At 71.0% G+C, this 19,984-nt stretch carries 21 protein-coding genes; 15 read left to right on the top strand and 6 right to left on the bottom strand.

The window, feature by feature from the left end; translation table 11 throughout:
* The 6 genes from ACRDTB_RS22410 to ACRDTB_RS22385 form a co-directional block, all read left to right on the top strand.
* A partial coding sequence (locus tag ACRDTB_RS22410) for a hypothetical protein (protein WP_431433221.1) occupies positions 1 to 240 on the top strand: 240 nt, incomplete at its 5' end.
* 159 nt (positions 241 to 399) lie between these two features.
* Positions 400 to 1,209: a class I SAM-dependent methyltransferase gene (locus ACRDTB_RS22405; RefSeq protein WP_431433220.1), complete on the top strand. Its 810-nt coding sequence runs from the start codon at positions 400 to 402 to the stop codon at positions 1,207 to 1,209.
* 56 nt (positions 1,210 to 1,265) lie between these two features.
* Positions 1,266 to 3,278: a hypothetical protein gene (locus tag ACRDTB_RS22400; RefSeq protein ID WP_431433218.1), complete on the top strand. Its 2,013-nt coding sequence runs from the start codon at positions 1,266 to 1,268 to the stop codon at positions 3,276 to 3,278.
* Positions 3,279 to 3,443: 165 nt separating this feature from the next.
* Positions 3,444 to 5,078 (top strand): sugar ABC transporter ATP-binding protein, encoded by a 1,635-nt coding sequence (locus tag ACRDTB_RS22395; RefSeq protein ID WP_431433217.1) that lies wholly within the window; start codon positions 3,444 to 3,446, stop codon positions 5,076 to 5,078.
* Positions 5,079 to 5,158: 80 nt separating this feature from the next.
* Positions 5,159 to 6,124 carry an ABC transporter permease gene (locus ACRDTB_RS22390; RefSeq protein ID WP_431433215.1) on the top strand — a complete coding sequence of 322 codons (966 nt, stop codon included), beginning with the start codon at positions 5,159 to 5,161 and terminating at the stop codon, positions 6,122 to 6,124.
* Positions 6,125 to 6,127: 3 nt separating this feature from the next.
* On the top strand, positions 6,128 to 7,102 hold the full coding sequence (locus ACRDTB_RS22385) for an ABC transporter substrate-binding protein (protein WP_431433214.1): 975 nt from the start codon (positions 6,128 to 6,130) through the stop codon (positions 7,100 to 7,102).
* Positions 7,103 to 7,109: 7 nt separating this feature from the next.
* On the opposite strand, the gene aroF is transcribed toward ACRDTB_RS22385, so the two are convergent.
* From aroF to ACRDTB_RS22360, 5 genes are all read right to left on the bottom strand, one after another.
* Positions 7,110 to 8,150, bottom strand: coding sequence for a 3-deoxy-7-phosphoheptulonate synthase (gene aroF, locus ACRDTB_RS22380; RefSeq protein ID WP_431433212.1), 1,041 nt, complete (start codon positions 8,148 to 8,150; stop codon positions 7,110 to 7,112).
* A 13-nt stretch (positions 8,151 to 8,163) separates the two neighbouring features.
* On the bottom strand, positions 8,164 to 8,526 hold the full coding sequence (gene aroH / locus ACRDTB_RS22375) for a chorismate mutase (RefSeq protein WP_431433210.1): 363 nt from the start codon (positions 8,524 to 8,526) through the stop codon (positions 8,164 to 8,166).
* Between the two features lie 4 nt (positions 8,527 to 8,530).
* Positions 8,531 to 9,325: a TIGR03084 family metal-binding protein gene (locus tag ACRDTB_RS22370; protein ID WP_431433208.1), complete on the bottom strand. Its 795-nt coding sequence runs from the start codon at positions 9,323 to 9,325 to the stop codon at positions 8,531 to 8,533.
* A 578-nt stretch (positions 9,326 to 9,903) separates the two neighbouring features.
* Positions 9,904 to 11,961 (bottom strand): NAD-dependent DNA ligase LigA, encoded by a 2,058-nt coding sequence (ligA, locus tag ACRDTB_RS22365; RefSeq protein WP_431433206.1) that lies wholly within the window; start codon positions 11,959 to 11,961, stop codon positions 9,904 to 9,906.
* A 10-nt stretch (positions 11,962 to 11,971) separates the two neighbouring features.
* The gene (locus tag ACRDTB_RS22360; RefSeq protein ID WP_431433204.1) at positions 11,972 to 12,286 is read right to left on the bottom strand and encodes a DUF6235 family protein; all 315 of its coding nucleotides are present in this window, start codon (positions 12,284 to 12,286) and stop codon (positions 11,972 to 11,974) included.
* An 86-nt stretch (positions 12,287 to 12,372) separates the two neighbouring features.
* On the opposite strand from ACRDTB_RS22360, the gene ACRDTB_RS22355 reads away from it, so the two are divergent.
* From ACRDTB_RS22355 to ACRDTB_RS22345, 3 genes are all read left to right on the top strand, one after another.
* Positions 12,373 to 13,134 (top strand): TetR/AcrR family transcriptional regulator, encoded by a 762-nt coding sequence (locus ACRDTB_RS22355; RefSeq protein WP_431433203.1) that lies wholly within the window; start codon positions 12,373 to 12,375, stop codon positions 13,132 to 13,134.
* Between the two features lie 199 nt (positions 13,135 to 13,333).
* On the top strand, positions 13,334 to 14,173 hold the full coding sequence (locus ACRDTB_RS22350) for an AfsR/SARP family transcriptional regulator (protein WP_431433201.1): 840 nt from the start codon (positions 13,334 to 13,336) through the stop codon (positions 14,171 to 14,173).
* Positions 14,170 to 15,129 (top strand): hypothetical protein, encoded by a 960-nt coding sequence (locus ACRDTB_RS22345; RefSeq protein ID WP_431433200.1) that lies wholly within the window; start codon positions 14,170 to 14,172, stop codon positions 15,127 to 15,129. Before ACRDTB_RS22350 ends, ACRDTB_RS22345 begins: the two co-directional genes overlap by 4 nt.
* A gap of 79 nt (positions 15,130 to 15,208) precedes the next feature.
* On the opposite strand, the gene ACRDTB_RS22340 is transcribed toward ACRDTB_RS22345, so the two are convergent.
* Complete coding sequence (locus ACRDTB_RS22340; protein WP_431433198.1) at positions 15,209 to 16,003, bottom strand: helix-turn-helix domain-containing protein; 795 nt, start codon at positions 16,001 to 16,003, stop codon at positions 15,209 to 15,211.
* Between the two features lie 344 nt (positions 16,004 to 16,347).
* Here ACRDTB_RS22340 and ACRDTB_RS22335 point away from each other — a divergent pair, with 344 nt between their 5' ends.
* From ACRDTB_RS22335 to ACRDTB_RS22310, 6 genes are all read left to right on the top strand, one after another.
* Complete coding sequence (locus ACRDTB_RS22335; protein WP_431433197.1) at positions 16,348 to 16,896, top strand: DUF6423 family protein; 549 nt, start codon at positions 16,348 to 16,350, stop codon at positions 16,894 to 16,896.
* Positions 16,893 to 18,209, top strand: coding sequence for an FAD/NAD(P)-binding protein (locus tag ACRDTB_RS22330; RefSeq protein ID WP_431433196.1), 1,317 nt, complete (start codon positions 16,893 to 16,895; stop codon positions 18,207 to 18,209). The genes ACRDTB_RS22335 and ACRDTB_RS22330 overlap by 4 nt, the downstream gene beginning before the upstream one ends.
* A complete protein-coding gene (locus ACRDTB_RS22325; protein ID WP_431433194.1) occupies positions 18,202 to 18,672 on the top strand; it encodes a DUF6187 family protein in 471 nt (156 codons plus the stop codon). Before ACRDTB_RS22330 ends, ACRDTB_RS22325 begins: the two co-directional genes overlap by 8 nt.
* Positions 18,660 to 19,208: a carboxymuconolactone decarboxylase family protein gene (locus tag ACRDTB_RS22320; RefSeq protein WP_431433192.1), complete on the top strand. Its 549-nt coding sequence runs from the start codon at positions 18,660 to 18,662 to the stop codon at positions 19,206 to 19,208. Before ACRDTB_RS22325 ends, ACRDTB_RS22320 begins: the two co-directional genes overlap by 13 nt.
* Before the next feature lie 40 nt (positions 19,209 to 19,248).
* Positions 19,249 to 19,608, top strand: a complete 360-nt coding sequence (locus ACRDTB_RS22315; protein ID WP_431433190.1) for a DUF190 domain-containing protein — start codon at positions 19,249 to 19,251, stop codon at positions 19,606 to 19,608.
* Positions 19,609 to 19,704: 96 nt separating this feature from the next.
* Positions 19,705 to 19,983, top strand: coding sequence for a hypothetical protein (locus ACRDTB_RS22310; protein WP_431433188.1), 279 nt, complete (start codon positions 19,705 to 19,707; stop codon positions 19,981 to 19,983).
* Position 19,984 lies beyond the last annotated feature (1 nt).

The raw sequence follows: 19,984 nt of genomic DNA, 5'->3' as shown, positions 1-19,984 counted from the left end.
TCGGTGCTGGTGCGCCTGCGTTTGTCCTGCGTTGAGACGGTGAATGCTTCGTTGCTTCCGCTCACGGTGGCGATGGTTGGCTCTGTTCGTCGGTTGCTCGCCGTCTTCCTTTGTGCGGTGTTCGGTGCTGGTGCGCCTGCGCTTCTCCTGCGTCCAGACGGCGAACGCTCCGTCACTCCCGCTCACGGTGGCGTGCAACGCCATCCGTGGCTCGCGGCGCAGGTCGGCCAGCTTCGGTGAGTCTCGCCGGACCGCCACGAACAAGCCGCGCGGGCTACGGATCGTGGCGACCGGATGAACCCGCGGTGCCGCTCGGCCAGCAGCCGCCAGCCGTGCCGGGCGCGATCGGCGAAGTCGGCCCATCACATGGCGCCAACGTACGGCACGTACGGTGGCGCCGTGAACGACTCGCCCACTGATCCGGTCCGCACGCTCGCCGACCACTACTCCGGGACAGCCGAGGCGTACGAACGCGAGTGGGCCGGCGTGCTGCGCCCGGTGAACCGGCAGCTGCTGGCGCGCCTACCGCTCGCCGGCTCGAGCCGGGTGCTGGACCTGGGAACCGGGGTCGGCACGTTGCTCCCGGACCTGCGCCGCACGGCTCCCGACGCGGTGATCGTCGGCGCGGACCGGTCCGCGGGGATGCTCCGGCGTGCTCCCAGGTCGTTCCCGCGCACGGTGGTCGACGCGGCCCACCTGCCCTTCGCCGACGGTGCGTTCGACGTTGTCGTGCTGGCGTTCATGCTGTTCCACCTGCCCGAGCCGGCGGCCGGGGTGCGCGAGGCTCACCGCGTGCTGCGGACGGGTGGCATGGCCGGCCTCGCCGTGTGGGGCGGGGAGCGGCCGGTGCCGGCGTTGGAGATCTGGCACGACGAGCTCGACCGGCACGGGGCACCACCGGACGACGCTCTGGTCAGCCGGCACGTCGTGCTGAACACTCCCGAGAAGCTGGCGGATGTCCTGGCCGCGGCGGGGTTCACCGGCATCGATGTCGGCCCGGTGCCGTGGTCGCGCGAGCCGAGCCTCGACGAGTTCGTCGAGCACAACACCCACCTCAGCGCCGGCGGCCGGCGCCTCGCCCGGCTCGAGCCGGGCGCGCGCGAGGAATTCCTGCGCGCGGTCCGGGCCCGGCTGTCCGAGCTAGGGCCCGCGGACTTCACCGACGGCAGGGAGGTTCTCGCGGGCACTGCCCGCCGGTCGGCGGATTGACGCGGGCCGCGCACCCCGGCCAAGGTGAAGATCGGTCACCTTACCCGGGAGTAGCAATGGCGCGCAGGCGGTGGTTCGGGCTCGTCGCGGCGGTTCTCGTGGCGGGGGTGGTGACCATCCCCGGGCCGGCCGTGGCCGCGCCGGACGTGACCGACCTGGACGGCGCGTGCGTGGCGCTGCGGGCGCCGTCCGGGAAGTTCGTGGCACGCAACGTACTCGGCGGCTACCAGGCCACCGCGGCGGACCCGGCGCAGCCGTTCCGCCTCCAGCGCACCGGCCGGGCGAGCTACCTGTTCTACGGCACCGGCGGCGACTTCCTGTCCACCGGCCTCGGCTCGCTCGGCGTGCTGAAGTCGGCGGCGGCCGGGCCGAGGTCGGATTGGCGGCTCTCCGCGTCGGGCGACACGGTCACGCTGACCTCGCCCGTGGCGGGCCGGCAGCTCGCGGTCGACCCGATCTTCACGATCCTCGCGCTGCGCGGCACGGGCACGCCGTTCACGCTCGTCGAGACCACCGGTTGTGCCACCGCGCCCGAGGCCGAGCTGAACATCGACGGCACGCCGTTCTCCGGGACCACGCCGGACGGTGAGGTGCGTGGCATCGTCGACCTGCACAACCACCTGACCGCCTACGAGTTCATGGGCGGCGACATCCACTGTGGACAGCCGTGGAGCCCGTACGGCATCACCGCGGCGCTCGTCGACTGCGCCGACCACGAGCCGGCCGGCCTCGGCGCGTGGCTGGAGAACGTCGTGTCCGGCGCGTACCCGGGCCTCACCCATGACACGACGGGCTGGCCGACGTTCAAGGACTGGCCCAAGCACGACTCGCTGACCCACGAGGCGCAGTACTACCGGTGGCTGGAGCGCGCGTGGCGCGGCGGGCTGCGGATCTACACGAACCTGTTCGTGAACAACTCCGCGCTGTGCGACATCTACCCGATCAAGCACAACTCGTGCGACGACATGGACGCGGTCCGGTTGCAGGCGCAGCGGATCCGCGAGCTGCAGGACTTCATCGATGACCGGCACGGCGGGCCCGGCAAGGGCTGGTTCCGCATCGTCACCGACCCCGCGCAGGCGCGTGCGGTGGTCGAGCAGGGCAAGCTCGCGGTGGTGCTCGGCGTCGAGGTGTCCCAGCCGTTCGGCTGCGGTATCCGCGGCGACGTGCCGCAGTGCACCAGGGCGGACATCGACGCGGGCCTCGACGAGCTGTACGGGCTCGGCGTGCGGCGGATGTTCGTCTGCCACAAGTTCGACAACGCGCTGTGCGGCGTGCGGTTCGACGAGGGCACGCAGGGCGTGGTGGTGAACGCGGGCAACGTGTGGACCACGGGCCGCTTCTGGGAGGCGGAGACGTGCACCGGGCCGCTGCACGACCACACGATCTCCTTCGAGAGCGACCTGCTCGCCGGGCCGCTGAAGGAGTTGCTGCCCGACGGCGTCACGCTGCCGGTGTACCCGAGCGCGCCGCACTGCAACGTCCACGGGCTGACCGACCTGGGCCGCTACGCCATGGAAGGCATGATGGCTCGCGGCATGATGATCGACATCGACCACATGGGCGTGAAGTCGATGACCGCGGCGATGGACCTGCTGGCCGCCAAGCGGTACCCGGGCGTCGTGTCGAGCCACGGGTGGCTGGATCCGAACTTCTACGCGCGGATCCTGGAGCTCGGCGGGGTGGCCGGCCCGTACGGCGAGAGCACCACGCAGTTCGTCGACCTGTGGCGCCAGCTGCGTTCGGTGCCGGGCTACCCGGATGCCGCGGCGGCCGGTTTCGACACCGGCGGCTTCGGCCACCAGCCCGCGCCCCGCGCGGACGCGGCGGCGAACCCGGCGCGGTACCCGTTCACGACGTTCGACGGCGGGTCCACTGTGGACCGTCAGCGGACCGGTGAGCGGGTGTTCGACATCAACGTCGACGGCATGGCCCACTACGGCATGCTGCCGGACTGGATGGCGGACCTGAAGATCGCCGCCGGACCGGACGCGGAGGCCATCACGCACGACATGAGCCGCGGCGCCGAGGCATACCTGGACAGCTGGGAGCGCACCGTGGCCTGGTGAGCTCGCCGGGGCGCGCGCGGAGCCTTGACGCCGAATACATCGGATGTCTAACCTCGCCGGTAGATCACGCCCAGGGAGCAGGAGCGTACGTGGCACGCAGCGGCGCGTTCGACACGTCACGATCGTCGGGTCGTGGGACCGACCCGTGCCGGCCGGAGCGGGCTCATGGCTGACGTGGACACCGCCGTGCCGGGTGCCGCCACGGTCCCCCTCCTCGAGGTCGAGGAGGTGAACAAGACCTTCCCCGGCGTGCGGGCGCTCTCGGACATGCGGTTGGAGCTGCGCGCCGGTGAGGTGCTCGCCCTCGTCGGTGAGAACGGTGCCGGCAAGTCGACGCTCATGAAGCTGCTCTCCGGCATCCACACCGCGGACACCGGGTACTTCCGGTTGGGCGGCGAGCCACTGGAGATCGCCGGCCCCAAGCACGCCATGGACAACGGCATCAGCATCATCCACCAGGAGTTCAACCTGGTGCCGCATCTGACCGTGGCGCAGAACGTCTTCATCGGCCGCGAGCCGCGCCGGTTCCGGGTGCTCCTCGACGAGCGGAGGCTGGTCCGCGACGCCCGCGAGCTGATCGAGCGGCTGCACCTGCCGCTGGACCCGAACGCCGTGGTCGGGAACCTGACGGTGGCCAACCAGCAGATGGTGGAGATCGCCAAGGCGCTGTCCCACGACCCCAAGGTCCTGATCATGGACGAGCCGACCGCGGCGCTGTACGAGGCCGAGGTGTCGACCCTCCACGAATTGATCCGACGTTTTGTCCGGCCGGACACCGGGGTCATCTACATCTCCCACCGGATGGAGGAAATCAGGCGGATCGCGGACCGGGTCACGGTCATCCGCGACGGCGAGTACGTCGACACGGTCGACGTCGCGGGCACGAGCACCCGCGAGGTCATCTCGATGATGGTGGGCCGCACGATCGACGACGACGCGGGCCCGCGGGACGTGCGCGACGACCGCGAGACCGTGCTCGAGGTCATCGGGTTGTCCACCAGGTCGTCCACCAAGGCGGCGGGCACGACGACGCGGCTCAAGGACGTCTCCTTCGACCTGCGCGAGGGCGAGATCCTCGGCTTCGCGGGCCTGATGGGCGCGGGCCGCACGGAGACCGCGCGGGCGATCGTCGGCGCCGACCCGATCGCGGGCGGCATGGTTCTGTTGCGGGGCAGGCCGATCCGTGTCGGCCACCCGGCGGACGCGGTCCGGCACGGCATCGGTTACCTGTCCGAGGATCGCAAGCGCTACGGCCTGCTGCTCGACCGGGACGTCAAGGCGAACGTCACGCTCGGCGCGCTGCGGGACAGGTTCACCACCGCCGGGTTCGTCAACGACCGGGCCGCCCGCGACCGCGCGGTGGAGTACGTCGGATCTCTGAAGATCAAGACTCCGTCGGTGGAGCAGACCGCGAAGTACCTCTCCGGCGGCAACCAGCAGAAGGTCGTCATCGCCAAGTGGCTCGTGCGCGACTGCGACGTCCTGATCTTCGACGAGCCGACGCGCGGCATCGACGTCGGGGCCAAGGAGGAGATCTACGCGCTGCTGAACGAGCTGGCCGCGCAAGGGAAGTCCATCATCATGATCTCCTCGGAGCTGACCGAGGTGTTGCGCATGTCGCACCGGGTGGTGGTGATGAGCGAGGGCCGGGTGACCCGGGTGCTCACCGCCGACGAGGCCACGCAGGAACGCATCATGCACTACGCCACGCTGCGGCCGGACGAGAACGTCGACGACGCGGTCGAGCTCGGCCTGGACCCCGTGCAAACCGGTGCGGCCGAGGAGGAGGGGAACGCATGACCCCTCGCCAACCGCACCTAAGGGGAACGGGACGCAACCCAGCCACCGATACGTCCCGAACGGAACGCCACCGACGGAGGGTGACCACAAGGGTTAAGTCCGGGGAGGCGGGGCTGTTACAACAGCTCTTGGCGTTCGCGAGCCTCATCGTGATCTACGCGTTCTTCTCGCTCGCGAGCCCGTTCTTCTTCACCTACGGCAACTTCACCGCGATCCTGTTCTCCACCGTGGTGATCGGCACGCTCGCGATCGGCACCACGTTCGTGATCATCACGGGCGGCATCGACCTGTCGATCGGCACCGGCATGGCGTTGTGCGCGGTGATGTCCGGCGTGTTCATCGTGAAGCTGGACCTGCCGATCGCCGTCGGGCTCGTCGCAACGATCGCGTTCGGCGGGCTGATGGGTCTCGTCAACGGCATCAACGTCGCGATCCTGCGCATCCCGCCGTTCATCGCCACGCTCGCGATGATGCTGGTCGCCGAGGGGCTCGCGCTGGTGCTGTCGGGCAGCGCGCCGATCTACTTCTCCGAGGACCCCTCGTACACGAAGATCTCCACCGGGAACCTCATTCCCGGCGTGCGGTTCCCGAACGCGGTCGTCGTGCTGATCGCGGTCGCGGTCATCGCCGGCGTGCTGCTGAGAAAGACCTTGCTCGGCCGCTACACGTACTCGATCGGCAGCAACGAGGAGGCCACCGCGCTGTCGGGCATCGACGTGCGCAAGTGGAAGATCGCGACCTACACCTTCGCCGGGCTGTTCATCGGCCTCGCGGGCATCATGATCTCCGCGCGGCTGGGCTCGGCGCAGCCGGCCACCGGCATGGGCTACGAGCTCCAGGCGATCGCGGCCGTCGTCATCGGTGGCACGTCGCTGGCCGGGGGCAAGGGATCCATCACCGGCACGCTCATCGGCGCACTGATCATCTCGACGCTGAACAACGGGCTGCAGATCATGTCCATCCCGCAGGAGTGGCAGAACGTCATCCTCGGCTGCGTGATCCTCCTGGCCGTGTACACCGACATCCTCCGCAAGAAAGAGGCCTGACCCATGAAGATGCGCAAGGCCACCGCCGTCCTGCTCGGCACCGCCACGACCCTCTCGCTGAGCGCGTGCGGCGCGGGCGGCGGAACCGGTGGTGGCGGCGCGGGCGGCGAGGCGCCCTACATCGCCATCGTCTCCAAGGGTTTCCAGCACGAGTTCTGGCAGGCGGTGAAGCGGGGCGCCGAGGACGAGGCCGCCAAGGCGGGCGCGCGCGTCACGTTCGTCGGCCCGCCGACCGAGGCGGACGTCGAGGAGCAGATCAACATGCTCACCAACGACATCGCCAAGAACCCGCAGGCCATCGGCTTCGCCGCGCTGGACAGCCGGGCCGCCGAGCCGCTGCTGGCGCAGGCCAGGTCGCAGAACATCCCGGTCATCGCCTTCGACTCCGGTGTGGACAGTGACGTGCCGGTGACCACCGTCGCCACCGACAACAAGGCCGCCGCGGCCGAGGCCGCGAAGCACATGGCCGAGCTGGTCGGCGGCAAGGGCGAGGTCGCGATGGTCGTGCACGACCAGACCAGCAAGTCCGGCACCGACCGGCGCGACGGCTTCATGGACTGGATGAAGGAGAACGCGCCCGGCATCACCGTGCTCTCCCCGCAGTACGGCGGCGGCGACCAGGCCGAGTCCGCCAACATCACCAAGTCGATCATCTCGGCCAACCCGGACCTGGCGGGCATCTACGCGTCCAACGAGGGCTCCGCGATCGGCGTGATCAAGGGCGTGGAGGAGAGCGGCAGGTCCGGCATCCAGCTGGTCGGCTTCGACTCGGGCAAGGCGCAGATTGACGCGATCAAGGACGGCACGATGGCCGGCGCGGTCACCCAGGATCCGCTCAACATGGGCCGCGAGCTGGTGCGCGCCGCGATGAAGGCGATCAACGGCGAGAACCAGCCGAAGAACGTCGACACCGGCTTCTACTGGTACGACAGGACGAACGTGGACGACGACAAGATCAGGTCCGTCCTCTACGAGTGACGCCCGGTCAGCTCGCCCGGCGCAGCCGCCGGACCGGAGTGCCGCGTCCCATGTAGACGGCCAGGTCCTCGACGGTGCGGGCGAGGTCCGCCAGGTCCTCGTGGACGAGGGCCTGCGGGCCGTCGCACAGGGCCACGTCGGGCCGCGGGTGGACGTCGACGATGACGCCGTCCGCGCCGGCCACGATGCCGGCGCGGACGAGCGGCAGCACGAGGTCGCGGCGCCCGCCGGAGTGCGACGGGTCGACGATCACCGGCAGGTGCGAGAGCTGCTGGGCCACCGGTACCGCGGAGACGTCGAGCGTGTTGCGGGTCGCGGTCTCGAACGTGCGGATCCCGCGCTCGCACAGCACGATGTCGAGGTTGCCGCGCTGCGCGATGTACTCGGCGGCCATCAGCCACTCCTCGATGGTGGCGTTCAGGCCCCGCTTGAGCATCACGGGCCTGCCCGCCGCGCCGACGGACTGCAGCAGCGTGAAGTTCTGCATGTTCCGGGTGCCGACCTGGAGCATGTCGGCGTACTCGGCGACCATGTCGACCTCGTGCGCGCCGACGACCTCGGTCACGACCGGCAGCCCGGTCTCCTCGCGCACGTCGGAGAGGATCTTCAGGCCCAGCTCGCCGAGTCCCTGAAACGCGTAGGGGGAGGTGCGTGGCTTGAACGCGCCGCCGCGCAGCAGCGTGGCGCCGGCCGACTGCGCCATCCGGGCCGCCGCGAGGGTCTGCTCGGGCGTCTCGACCGCGCACGGCCCGGCGATCAGCGTCACGGTGTCCGGACCGATCGGCACGCCGCGCACGTGCACGACGGAGCGGTCCGGATGGTGCTCGCGGCTCACCAGCTTGTAGCTGGTGGAGATCCGGGTGACGTCGTGGACGCCGCGCATCGCGGGCAGGTTGAGGGTGTCGAACGCGTCCACGTCGCCGACCAGGCCGATGATCACCCGGTGCACGCCGCGACTCACGAAGGCCTGACCACCGGCGGACTCCACCCGGTCGACCACGGCGTCCACATCGGAAGGCTGGGCCTCCGGCGCCATCACGATGACCACGTTGTCTCCTCAGTCAGATCGCGAGATCGGGCCGGAGCCGGGCGGCGCCACGCAGGTACACGTGGTGGATCGCCGAGCGGGGCCGGTCGCTTTGGATGTGGGCGAGCAGGCGGATGACGCGTGGCAACCCGTCCGGCACGCCGACCTCGCTGGCGCACAGCAGGGGCACGTCGGTGAGGCCCAGCGCGCGGGCCGCGGCCGCCGGGAAGCCGCTCGCCAGGTCGGGCGTCATGGTGAACACCACGCTGATGAGGTCCTCGGCGTCGAGTTCGTTGCGGCCCAGTACCTTGGCGAGCAGCTCGGTGGTGGCGTTCGCGATGGCGGCCGGATCGTCCCGGTCGATCTGGATCGCGCCGCGCACGGCCCGCACGGCCACCGCACTAACGGGAGAACTGGCCGGGGCGGCGGCCCTCGCCCGCCGGGCCGCGGTAGGCCTGGGCGATGTCGAGCCACGCCTCGGCGATGTCGCCCGTGGCCGTGACCGCGAGGTCGTCGCGGTGCCGGCGGCGGGTGACGAGAAGGCAGAAGTCCTCGGCGGGCCCGGTGATCCGCTGCTCGGCGTTGACGGGCCCGAACTCCCAGGTGCCGCCTTCCGGGGCGGTGAGCTCGTAGCGGAACTGGACGTCGGGGGTGGGCAGGCCGCGTGCCTGGTAGCCGAAGTCCCAGGTGAGCGTGGCGAACCAGGCGAGGTGCCAGAGCCGGTCGGTGTGTTCGCGGCTCCTGCTCAGCGCGTCGGCGATGTCCTGCCCGTGGGCGAAGGTCTCCATCATCCCGGCGGAGGCGAGCACGGCCGGTGGCAGGGGCCGGACGAGCCAGGGCACCGGACGGTCCGGCGGCGCGGCGGCGAGCGACTTGATGGCGGCGTCCCGCTCGATGCGCCACCGGTTGCGCAGGACCTCGGGCGGGTCGTCGCGGAACTCGGCGAGGGCGCCGTTGACCACGGCCTCGGAGTTCTCCGCGGAGACCTTCGCGGTCATGGTCTTGAAGGTCTCGCCGTCCGCGACGGCCGTCCCCGCGAGCCGGAAGATGAACGCGAGATGCGCGACCTGGTCGGCGACCGTCCACCCGGGAGCGGGCGTCGGCCGCGTCCAGTCCTCATCGGACAGCCCGTCGAGCAGCTGTTCGACGGCGGCGGCCTCGGCGGTCAGGTCGGCGATCACGTCCCGGTGAGTCACGCGCTTGTCCTCTCGCCCGTTGGCAGTCGCCTACCAGGATGGCGGCGCGGGCGGGTGGTGTCTTATCCGCCGATGCCGTGCCGGCTCGAGGACAAGTGGCCGGGTGCTCAACCGGCCAGGCGCGCCAGGGACCGCTTCACGGTGTCCATGCTTCGCTCCTGCGTTACTCGTCGTCTTCCCTCCTCTCGTGCTCGGCGCTGGCGCGCCTGCGCGCGCTCGTCAGTCCGGACGGCGGACAATTCGCAACGAGCCGGCTGCGGTCGCGACTACCGGCGTTGCCGTCGCCGGCGAGGTTGGGAACTGTCCTCGCAGGACGTTGCGTCGCTCTTGCTCGCGGTGTTGGTTGGTTTGCTTCGCTTCTGCGTTACTTGTGGGTTTCCTTCGTCGCGTGTTCGGCGCTGGTGCGTCTGCGTGCGTTCGTCAGTCCGGACGGCGGACGTTGCGTCGCTCTTGCTCGCGGTGTTGGTTGGTTTGCTTCGCTTCTGCGTTACTTGTGGGTTTCCTTCGTCGCGTGCTCGGCGCTGGCGCGCGTGCGCGCGATCGTTCAGTCCAGACGGCGAACGCTCCGTCGCTCTCGCTCACGACGTGTGCTTCGCCAGCAGCGCGGCGAACTCCTCGGCCGGCATCGTGCGGACCCCGAGCTCGGCCGCCTTCGCCGCCTTCGAGCCGGCGCCCTCGCCGACGACCACCAGGTCCGTCTTCGCCGACACCGAGCCCGACGCCGTGCCGCCCAGCCGTTCCACCGCCTCGTTGCCCTCCGTGCGCGTCAGGCCCGGGATCGCACCGGTCACGACCACCCGCATCTGCGTGCCGTCCTCGTGTCGCAGGGGGAGGGCGGCTGATTCGGCGGACGGCTCGGTCATGTTGACGTCCCGTGCCATCAGCTTCTCGATCACCGGCCGGTAGTCCGCCAGCTCCGCGGCGATCGTGACCGCGCGCTCCGGGCCCACGCCCTCGACCCGCTGCAGCTCCTCGACCGACGCCGCCAGCAACGCCCGCATCGTGCCGAACGAACGCGCCAGCCGGCGGCACATCGCCCGCCCGGCCATGCGCATCCCCAGCGCGGTCAGCACTTTCGACAGCGGCCGGCCCTTCGCTCCCTGGATGCTCGAGACCAGCTTGCCCGCCGACACCTCGCCCATCCGCTCCAGCTCGACGAGCGTCGCCACGTCGAGGTCGAACAGGTCCGCCGGGTCGGTGACCAGCCCCGCGCCGACCAGCTGGTCGATGATCTTGTCGCCGAGATGCTCGATGTCCATCCCGTCGCGGGTGGCGAAGTAGTGCAGTGTCTGGCGTGCCCCGCACACCCGGCCCTGCACGCACCGCCACCGCTTCTGCGAGCGGTCGATCTCCCCGTCGCAGCGCGGGCACGCGGTGGGCGGTTCGAACGGCACCGACGATGCGGGCCGGTGCTCCAGGGACGCCCCGGTGATCTCGGGGATCACGTCGCCCGCGCGGTGCACGAACACCGTGTCGCCGACGCGGACGTTGCGCCGCACCAGGTCGCCGAAGTTGTGCAGCGTGGCGGAGGTGACCGTGACCCCACTGATCACGACCGGCTCGAGCACCGCGACCGGGGTGATCACGCCGGTCCGTCCAACTTGGACGTCGATGCCGAGCAGCCGCGTGGTCCGGGTGTCGGTCGGGAACTTGTAGGAGATGCCCCACCGCGGCGCGCGGCTCGACGAGCCGGCCGCGTCCCGGTCGGCCGGGTCGTCGGCCTTGACGACCGCACCGTCCACACCGAACCCGAGAGTGGTCCGCAGCTCGGTCAGCCGCGCCACCGCCGCGACCACCTCGTCCATCGACGAGCACATCGTCAGGCCGGCGGGTGAGCCGAGGGTCGTGGCCAAGCCGAGCCGCTCCAGCTCCGCGAGCGCCGCCGAGTGTGCCATGTCCAGGCCCCGCACCGCGTACGCGAGGAACGACAGCGGTGCGGCGTACGCGCGCTGGTCCGCCCGCAGCGTGCCCGCCGCCGCGCTGCGCGGGTGCGCGAACGCCGGCTCGCCGTTCGCCACCCGCAGCTCGTTGGCGGCGGCGAAGTCGGTCTCGGTCATGAAGATCTCGCCGCGCACCTCGAGCGTCACCGGCTCGGTCAGGCGGGCGGGCAGCCCGGCCGCGCGCCGGGCGATCCGGGTGACGTTCTCGCCGGTGACGCCGTCGCCGCGGGTGGCCACGAGCGTCAGGCGGCCGTCGACGTAGCGGGCGGCGATCGCCAGCCCGTCGATCTTGGGTTCCACCGTGTAGCCGGCCGTCGGGTGGCCGAGGAGCTTCTCCAGCCGCGCGGCCCACCGGCGCAGGTCCTCCTCGCCGAACACGTTGTCCAGGCTGAGCATCGGCTCGCTGTGCACGATGTCGCCGCCGATCGGCACGCCGGCCGCGACCGTCTCCGTCGGCGAACCCTCGACCTTCCACTCCGGACGGACGGCCTCGGTGGCGGCCACTCGGGCGAGCAGCGCGTCGTAGGTCGCGTCGTCCATCAGCAGGTCGGCACCCTGGTAGTAGGCCAGCGCCGCGGCGCGCAGCCGCGCGATCGCCGCGGCGTAGGCCTCGATGGTGTCGAGCGGCTGGGCGTGCGCCGGATCCACGACCGGCGCGCCGCCGGGGGGCAGGGTGTCGACCCGATCGTCTGGCATGGTTCGCACGTTACGGCTCGGTCGGCCGCTCTGGCGAGCTTCCGGGTTGCCCGATGTGCACGATGCCGAACGAGTCGAAGCAGTTGACCCGGATCTTGAGCACCAGGTCGTCCCTGACGATCGCGTACAGCTCGTTGGGCCGCTGGAAGTCGTCGACGATGCGGTACTGGCGGAACAGCGAGCCGTCCTGCATGGCGAACAACGCCTTGTACACGGCGTTCTTCTTCGCCTGGCCGGCCGTCTCGGACCACTCGTCGAGCACGTCGAGACCGGTCTCCATGCGGAACTTGGTTCGGGTGCCGCCGAGCTCCCTGTGTTCGTTCACCACGATCACCTCGTCTCACCAGAGGAAAGTGTTCCATAACACCGTTGTTGCTACCAAAGGTAGCTGCGTTATGTAACACTGTCAAGGTGAGTCCGAGACGACGTGATCCCGAAGTACGCCTGGAGTTGATCCACATCGCCGCGCGCCTGCTCGCGGAGGAGGGGCCGGAGTCGATGTCGACCCGGAAGATCGCCACCGAGGCAGGGACCTCGACCATGGCGGTCTACACCCATTTCGGCAGCATGAGCGGGTTGGTCCGCGAGATCGTGCACGAGGGTTTCGCCCGCCTGGCGCAGAACTTCGACCGCATCACCTCGACCGACGACCCGGTCGCGGACATGGCGCTGATCGGGCGGGCCTACCGGCACATGGCGGTGACCAACGCGAACCTCTACTCGGTGATGTTCGGCGGCCGATCGCTGGCCGGCTTCGAGCTGTCGGAGGAGGATCGCCAGCACGGGCGGTACAACCTGGTGGGAGTGGTGGAGTGCGCGGCGCGCTGCATCGCCGCCGGGCGGTTCACCACCACCGACGAGGTGCTGGCCGCGCATCACATGTGGCTGGCCATGCATGGCCTGGTCACGCTCGAGCTGGGTGACTACCTCATCGATCCGTGCGACGCGGACCGCTGCTTCGAGACGCAGCTCGTCACGCTGATGGTCGGCGAGGGCGACGACGCGGAGGCGGCGGCCGAGTCGGTGCGCCGCTCGGCGGAGCGGTTCGAGGGCGAGGTGCTGGCCGGGCCGGACTCCGAGAAGGAGGCGGAGCCCGAGAAGGAGGCCGAGCCCGAGCCGGCGGAGCCGGTCCGGAACAAGAGGTCTCGTCGGCGGCACACTCGGGCGGGGTGAACGGGCCCCGGGCGATGCCGGCAGCCACCCGACCGTCCACTGTGTAGTTCCGGTGGAGCGGGCCGGCCGGACGCTACTCCGGAAATGCGGTCCCGAGCGATTGGGTGAGTTCCGGTGTCCGGCCGCACTCTCCGAGATTCGCGGAAACGATCGGCGGCCTTACGCTCGCAGGACGTGTACGGCTGAAATGAGCTGACTGATGCGAGCGGAAGTCAAGGTACTCGGCGCGCTCGAGGTCGTCTTCGACGGCGTCTCGGTCGTGCCGACAGCGAGCAAGCCGCGGCAGCTCCTGGCGATGCTCGCACTCAACGTCGGGCGGGTCGTGACCAGCTCCACGCTGATGGAGGAGTTGTGGGGCACCAACGCGCCGCGCAGCGCGCCCACCACGCTGCAGACCTACGTGCTGCACGTGCGCAAGCTGATCCGCGGCGCGCTGCCGGAGAATCCGGAGGCCGCGCTGGAGATCCTGGCCACCAGGCACACCGGGTACGTGTTGCGGATCGACCCGGATCTGGCGGACGTGGTGCGCTACGACCGGCTCGCGGCGGAGGGCCGGGCGGCCGGCGCGGCGGGCGACTACGTGCGGTCCGGACGGCTGCTGTGCGCGGCGCTCGCCATGTGGCGTGGGCCGGTGCTGGTCGACGTGGCGGCGGGGCCGCAGCTGGAGATCGAGACGATGCGGCTGGCCGAGAGCCGGCTGACCGACCTCACGCTGCGCATCGACGCGGACCTCTACCTCGGCCGGCACCACCAGCTGCTCGGCGACCTTGCCGCGCTGTGCGCCCGCCACCCGTACATGGAGAACTTCCGCGCGCAGTACATGCTCGCGCTCTACCGGTCCGGCCGGCCCGGCCAGGCGCTGGCGGTCTACCACGACATGTGGACGACGATCCGCGACCAGCTCGGGGTCGACCCGTCACGGCGGCTGCGCCAGCTGCACCAGGCGATGCTGGCCGGCGACCAGATCGTCGAGGACCCCCGCTACATGATCAACAACTGGGCGCCGGACCCGGTGCCCGCGAGGCAGGGCGCATCATGACTCAGCTCGACACAAGGCCCACCGACACCGTCGACACCGCCGGTGCCGCCCCGGAGCTCCCCCGCCGGCGTGGGCTGGTGGTGTTCCTCGCCGTGCTCGGCGGGTTCCTGCTCACCATCGCCTGGTCGGCGTCCTTTGTGGACAGCGTGATCGGGGGTACGGTGGCGAACGGCCTGCTCGGCCACGACGCCGAGGAGGCAGCGATCACCGGGGTCGGCGCGGGCGTCGGGTTCGCCTTCGTCTCCGGGCTGGCCGGCACGTTCACCGCCTGCAACGTCGCGGTGTTCGGCACGGTGGCGCCGCTGCTGGGTGGCGCCGGCGGGCGCTGGCACCGGTTGCGTGCCGTGCTGACCCCGCTGCTGTGGCTGTTCGCCGGCATGGCCGTGGTGTCCGCGGCCTACGGGGTGGTCGTCGGGCTGGTGGGCACCGGCATGCCGCAGTTCGACACCGCGCCGAGTACGCCGGGGGAGCTCTCGCCGCGCAGCATCCAGTCGATGGTGGTCTTCGGCGCCGTCGGGCTGGCCATGACCTACCTGGGGCTGGCCACGCTCGGGCTGGTGCGCGACCCGTTCGCGCGGATCTCGGCGCGCCTTCCCCACGCCCGCCTGGTGTTCTTCGGCGCGCTGGTCGGCGCGTTCCTCATCGGCCGGCCGTTCCCCTTGTTCCGCAAGCTGTTCCGGGACGCCGCGGAGGCGCACGACCCGCTCTACGGCGCGGCCGCCTTCGTGCTGCAGTCGGTCGGCAACCTCGCGGTCCTGGCCGTGTTGCTGTTCCTCACGACGTGGCTCGCCGGCGGCCGGCTGCGCGGCTGGTTCGCGGCGAACCCCGCGCGGCTGACCGTGGTCGGCGCGTCGGCGCTGCTGGTCGCCGGCGTGTTCACGTTCCTCTACTGGGACGTCCGGCTGCTCGCCGTGCGCGAGATCATCCCCTGGTACCCGGTCGCGCCCTGGGTGTGACCGGGACGGTTTCCATGGCTGCCATGAAAGAAGCTCCGCCCGCTGGCGCCGGGCGGAGCTTCTCCGTATCTCGGGATGGTCAGGCCCCCGGCAGGGCGGCCTGGTCAGCCCTGCCGGAAGCCCATGCCTGGGCGGTCCACATCGGTTGGTCCAGCTGGGCCAGCAGCGCCGGCGGATCGAAGATGCGCCGCGGCCGCAGCCACAGGTCGACGTTGTGCGGGCGCCGGCCGGCCGTGCGCGGCCCGACCTCCAGCGGACCGAACGCGGCCACGTACGTCTGGTCCGGGTCGGGCACCGCATCGCCGAGCTCGGCCGAGTGGGCGAGCAGGTACCAGGTGCCGTCCGGCACGTCGGCCAGCATGAACGGGCCCGGACCCATGCGCGTCGCGTGGCGGACCGGCGTGCCATGCGCGATGCGGTCGGGGAACAGGCCCACCACGACCGGGCCCGGCTCGCTGGCCCGCGGCTGCCAGACCTGACCGTGCACAGAGGACGGACCGGCGACCGGCGGGGCGTCGGGCACGGCCGCGAGCGGCGTCACGTAACCACGCTGCTGGCGGTACTCGGTCGGGGAGACGCCGACGCTGCCGCGGAACCGCGAGCTGAACGTGCCGATGCTGTTGTATCCCACCAGGTGGCTGATGTCGGCGACCGTCATCGAGGTGGTGAGCAGCAGCCTCTTGGCCTCCTGCAGCCGCAGCGCTGACAGGAACCGGCCGGGGGAGATGCCCGTGACCCGTTGGAAGATCCGGGAGAAGTGGAACTTGCTGAACATCGCCGTACGGGCCATGTCGTCGATGGTGATCTGCTCACCCAGGTTCTCGTGCATGGCGCGAATGACGCGCTCGACGGACTTTTCGATGATTTCGTCCATGACGTGGCACCGCTCAGGAGAAGGGCTCGAATAAATCGGCTGATTTGACGGTAGGATTGCCGAAAATCGCTGGCAACCGGTCTGCAGGTTGAGTCGATGTCACCACTACCGCTGGCTCAACGGTGGTCAAGGATCGCTCAAGGCGACGGTCAACCGGCAGGTCAGAACGCTGGCTGCGGTCCGGCGGAGGTGGGCACGCGAGAAGATGCCCCGATCTCGGAAATCGTCGAGAATTAGCCCGACCGTAGTCGTCGAGGCGTCTTCAGAAATGCGGGGAGGAAACGTGGGTGCCCGGCCACCCGAGAAGGAACGGCTAGGTCTTGCAATTATCTGGGAGGTTCTACATGTCGTCGCTCGAGGTTCCAGGGTTGGACGTGGCGGGGCGGGTTCGTGCCCGGGACATCCAGATGGCGGGTGTCGCCGACCTGCGCCGCCGGGTGGTGATGATCTCCGGCGCGATCGACGCGGTCGACTACGACGTGTCCGTCTCGATCAGCCTCCCCGAGCCCGGTCGCTGGCAGATCATCAAGTCGGAGACCAACCTCACCGACCAGACGTGGGTCGCCATGCAGGTCACCACCGACGAGGACACGCACTTCGTCGAGGGCGGCGACGCGATGGTGATGTCCCGCCAGTTCTCGAAGACCTTCCTCACCCCGGACATGCGCCGGCTGACGTTCTTCGACGGCGAGGTGCGCCCGGGCGAGGCCGTGCTCAAGGTGTTCGAGATCGAGACCGAGGGGCGCCGGCCGGCCTACGCGCACGCCCGGTACAGCCCGGTCTCCTCGGACAGCGCGGAGCGCTCCGAGGAGATCCTCCAGGCGTTGGTCACCGACGGCATGCCGCAGCGCCCGGCCATCGAGGTGATCGTGCCTGTCACGGTCCTCGGGTGACCAGGTTCCTGCCCGATCCCGACCTGCTGGACTCGCCCCGGCACCGGGCATGGCCGCGCCACCCCGAACGGCCGCTGCCGGACCGGGCGGGCGTGCCGCCGGAGGCGGCCGACGTGGTGATCGTCGGCGCCGGCCCGGCCGGGCTCGCGGTGGCGGCCGCGCTGTGGCACTTGGGCGTGCACGACGTCGTCGTCGTCGATCGCGACGGCCGCCCGGCGGGCCGGTTCCTCGACCGGGTCGACCGGCTCGACCAGCGGGTGCTGCGCTCGCCCTACGAGCACCACCCGGGAGTCGAGGGCTACCGCGACTGCGAGCTGCGCGACTTCGCCCGCGTGCACTGGGCGCGGCTGACCCCGGTGGAGCGCCGGGAGATCCGGATGTCGCAGGCCGGGCACCGCTCGGTGGTGCCGGTCGACGTGTTCGAGGCGTACTGCCGGCACACCGCGGACCTGCACCGGGTGCCGGAACGCCTGTGGCGCGGCGAGGTCCGGTCGCTGGCGGTCGGCGAGGAGCGGGTCAGCGTGCGCGGCAGTGCCTTCCAGACCACCTTCGAGACGGCCGCGCGGTTCGTCGTGCTGTGCCCGGGCGAGGAGCGCCGCGCCACGCCCGCCTCGTGGTGGGACGGCGACCGGCCGGCTCGCGTGTCCTATTGGGACGAACCCGGGCCCGGCGCGGTCGCGCGGGAGGTCGTGGTCGGTGCCGGCCTGACCGGTGCGCACCTGGTTCGCAACGCGCTGGCCCGCGGGAGCCGGGTGGACTGGGTGCTGCGCGAGGAGTCCGAGCGGTACCAGTGCTCGGACGTCAACGCGTCGTTCTTCCGGGCCGAGGGCCGGGCCCGCTTCGACAGCCGGCGTGGACAGGTGCCGTGGGCACGGCGACTCGCGCTGATGGGCCGGGAGCGGCGGGCGTCGGTGATGTTCGAGTTCCGCCCGCTGCTGACCGAGGCCGAGGCGGACGGCCGGCTGACCGTGCACCGCGGCGTGCCCGTGTCCGCGGTGCACGGCGCGACCGTGGTGCTGGCCGGCGGCCGGCGGGTGGGCGGTGACCAGGTGCGGCTCGCGCTCGGGACCGTGCCGTCGATCGGCACCGGGCTGCTGCCGGACTCGGTGGTCGGCGCGCGGGACGGCTGGCCGGACCTCGACGAGCGCACGCTCGCCTACCGGCACGCGCCGCGGGTGTTCGCCGCCGGCGCGGCGACGTGCATGGTGCTCGGCCCCGCCGGGCGCAACATCGACGGCCACCGGGTGGCCACGGCCCGCATCGCGGCGAGCGTGGCGGCCGGCCTGCGCGACCGGGCGGTGGTCCATGTCTGACGGGTACGACACGGTGTTCTCCCTCCCCTTCGTGGACTCCGACACCGACTCCGACCCCGACACCGAGCTCGGGGTGCTGCTGATGGGCCTCGGTCCCGAGCGGCTGCTCGCGGGCCTGGGCGTGGCCGCCTCTGGTACCGGCGACCCGGCGACGGTGACGTTGCTCGTCGACCAGCTGCGCCACGAGGCCCGTCCGGACCTGACGATGGCGGCGGCGATCACCGCGGGCGCCGGCCGCTGGCGGTCCGCCCGGTCCCGGCTCGCCGCCGCGGATCCCGGGGTCGCGGTGCGGTCGGCCGCCCTACGCCGACTGTGGTCCTCGGCGCTGACCGCGGTGACCGGCGCGGGCCTGGCGGTCGGTCACGCCGAGCGCGTGTATCTCGCGGCGTGCTGGCTGCGCCGCACCGAAATCGACCGAGCGGTGATCGACCGAGCAACGGAGGACGAGGCGTGCCACACCTGAGCTCACTGCCCGACGACGCCGTGCTGATGGACGTGTTCCGGGCGTACCCGGAGACGTCCCGGCCGCTGCTGGACTACCACGAGGTCGTGATGCGCGGGCCGTCGCCGTTCACCGCGGGGGAGCGCGAGCTGATCGCGGCGTACGTGTCGGGTCTCAACGCGTGCGACTACTGCCACGGCGTGCACACGGCGACCGCGCAGGCGTGCGGCATCGAGGCCGGCGTCGTGCCCGCGGCCGTCGCCGACCTCGACGCGGCCCCGGTCGGCGAGCGCATGCGTCCGGTGCTGCGCTACGCCGGCAAGCTCACGCTGTCGCCGTCGTCGGTCACCCGCGCGGACGCCGACGAGGTGCTCGCCGCCGGCTGGCCCGAGCGGACCCTGCACGACACGATCATGGTGTGCGCGCTGTTCAACTTCATGAACCGCATGGTCTTCGGGCACGGCATCCACGCGGACGCCGACTACTTCGAGACGTCGGGCCGGCGCCTCGAGGAGCTCGGCTACGCGGGGCTCGGCCGCCTGGTCGATTCATCGTGAGCGACTTGCGGGCGGGGTGGCACCGGAGCAATCTCGGTCCATGACGCCCCGGCCCATGAACCCCGCGCTGCGCCTGACCGTCTTCGTCGGCGAGTTCGACCGATGGCACCACAAACCGCTGTACTCGGAGATCGTGCACCGGGCCCACGCGGCGGGGCTCGCGGGCGCGACCGTGCTGCGGGGCCTGGAGGGCTACGGCGCGTCGAACCACATCCACACCACGCGGATCCTCTCGCTGTCCGAGGATCTCCCGATCGTCATCGTCATCGTCGACGAGGAGGAGAAGATCCGGTCCTTCGTCCCGGTCCTGGACGAGCTGATCACCGAGGGCATGGTCATCCTCGATCCGGTCGAGGTGATCCGCTACGTCGGGCGCACCCGGGCTGGTCGGCACGGCTGACCGCCACGGCCGATCAAGCTGCGCATTTTGCGAGAACGAATCGCGGCGCCGCACGGCTACCGTGAGGTCGAACATTCGGCGAGCCCAGGGAGACCGATGGCCGGCAGGCTGATCCGCACCGCGTCGCGATCCACGGTGCGCCACGTCCGGCACGTCACGCCGGTGCGGTCGCGGCACGGCGCGGACGAGGCCGTCGCCGAGTGGGCCCGTCCACTCAGGAGCGTCCGGTGGGCCGGCCTCGACGCGGCGCGGTGGGCCGGCGGGCACTATTCAAAACACTCCGAATCAGCAGCTCCCGGGCACGCTGCGGGGCCTGTTTCGAATAGTGCTCGGCTCTGGCTGTTCGAGCAGGGCACGGCGGCTCGTGCCGCCTGAC

The sequence above is a fragment of the Actinophytocola sp. genome, assembly GCF_050699935.1.
Lineage (GTDB): Bacteria > Actinomycetota > Actinomycetes > Mycobacteriales > Pseudonocardiaceae > Actinophytocola.
This window is presented reverse-complemented; position numbering and strand designations above follow the sequence as displayed.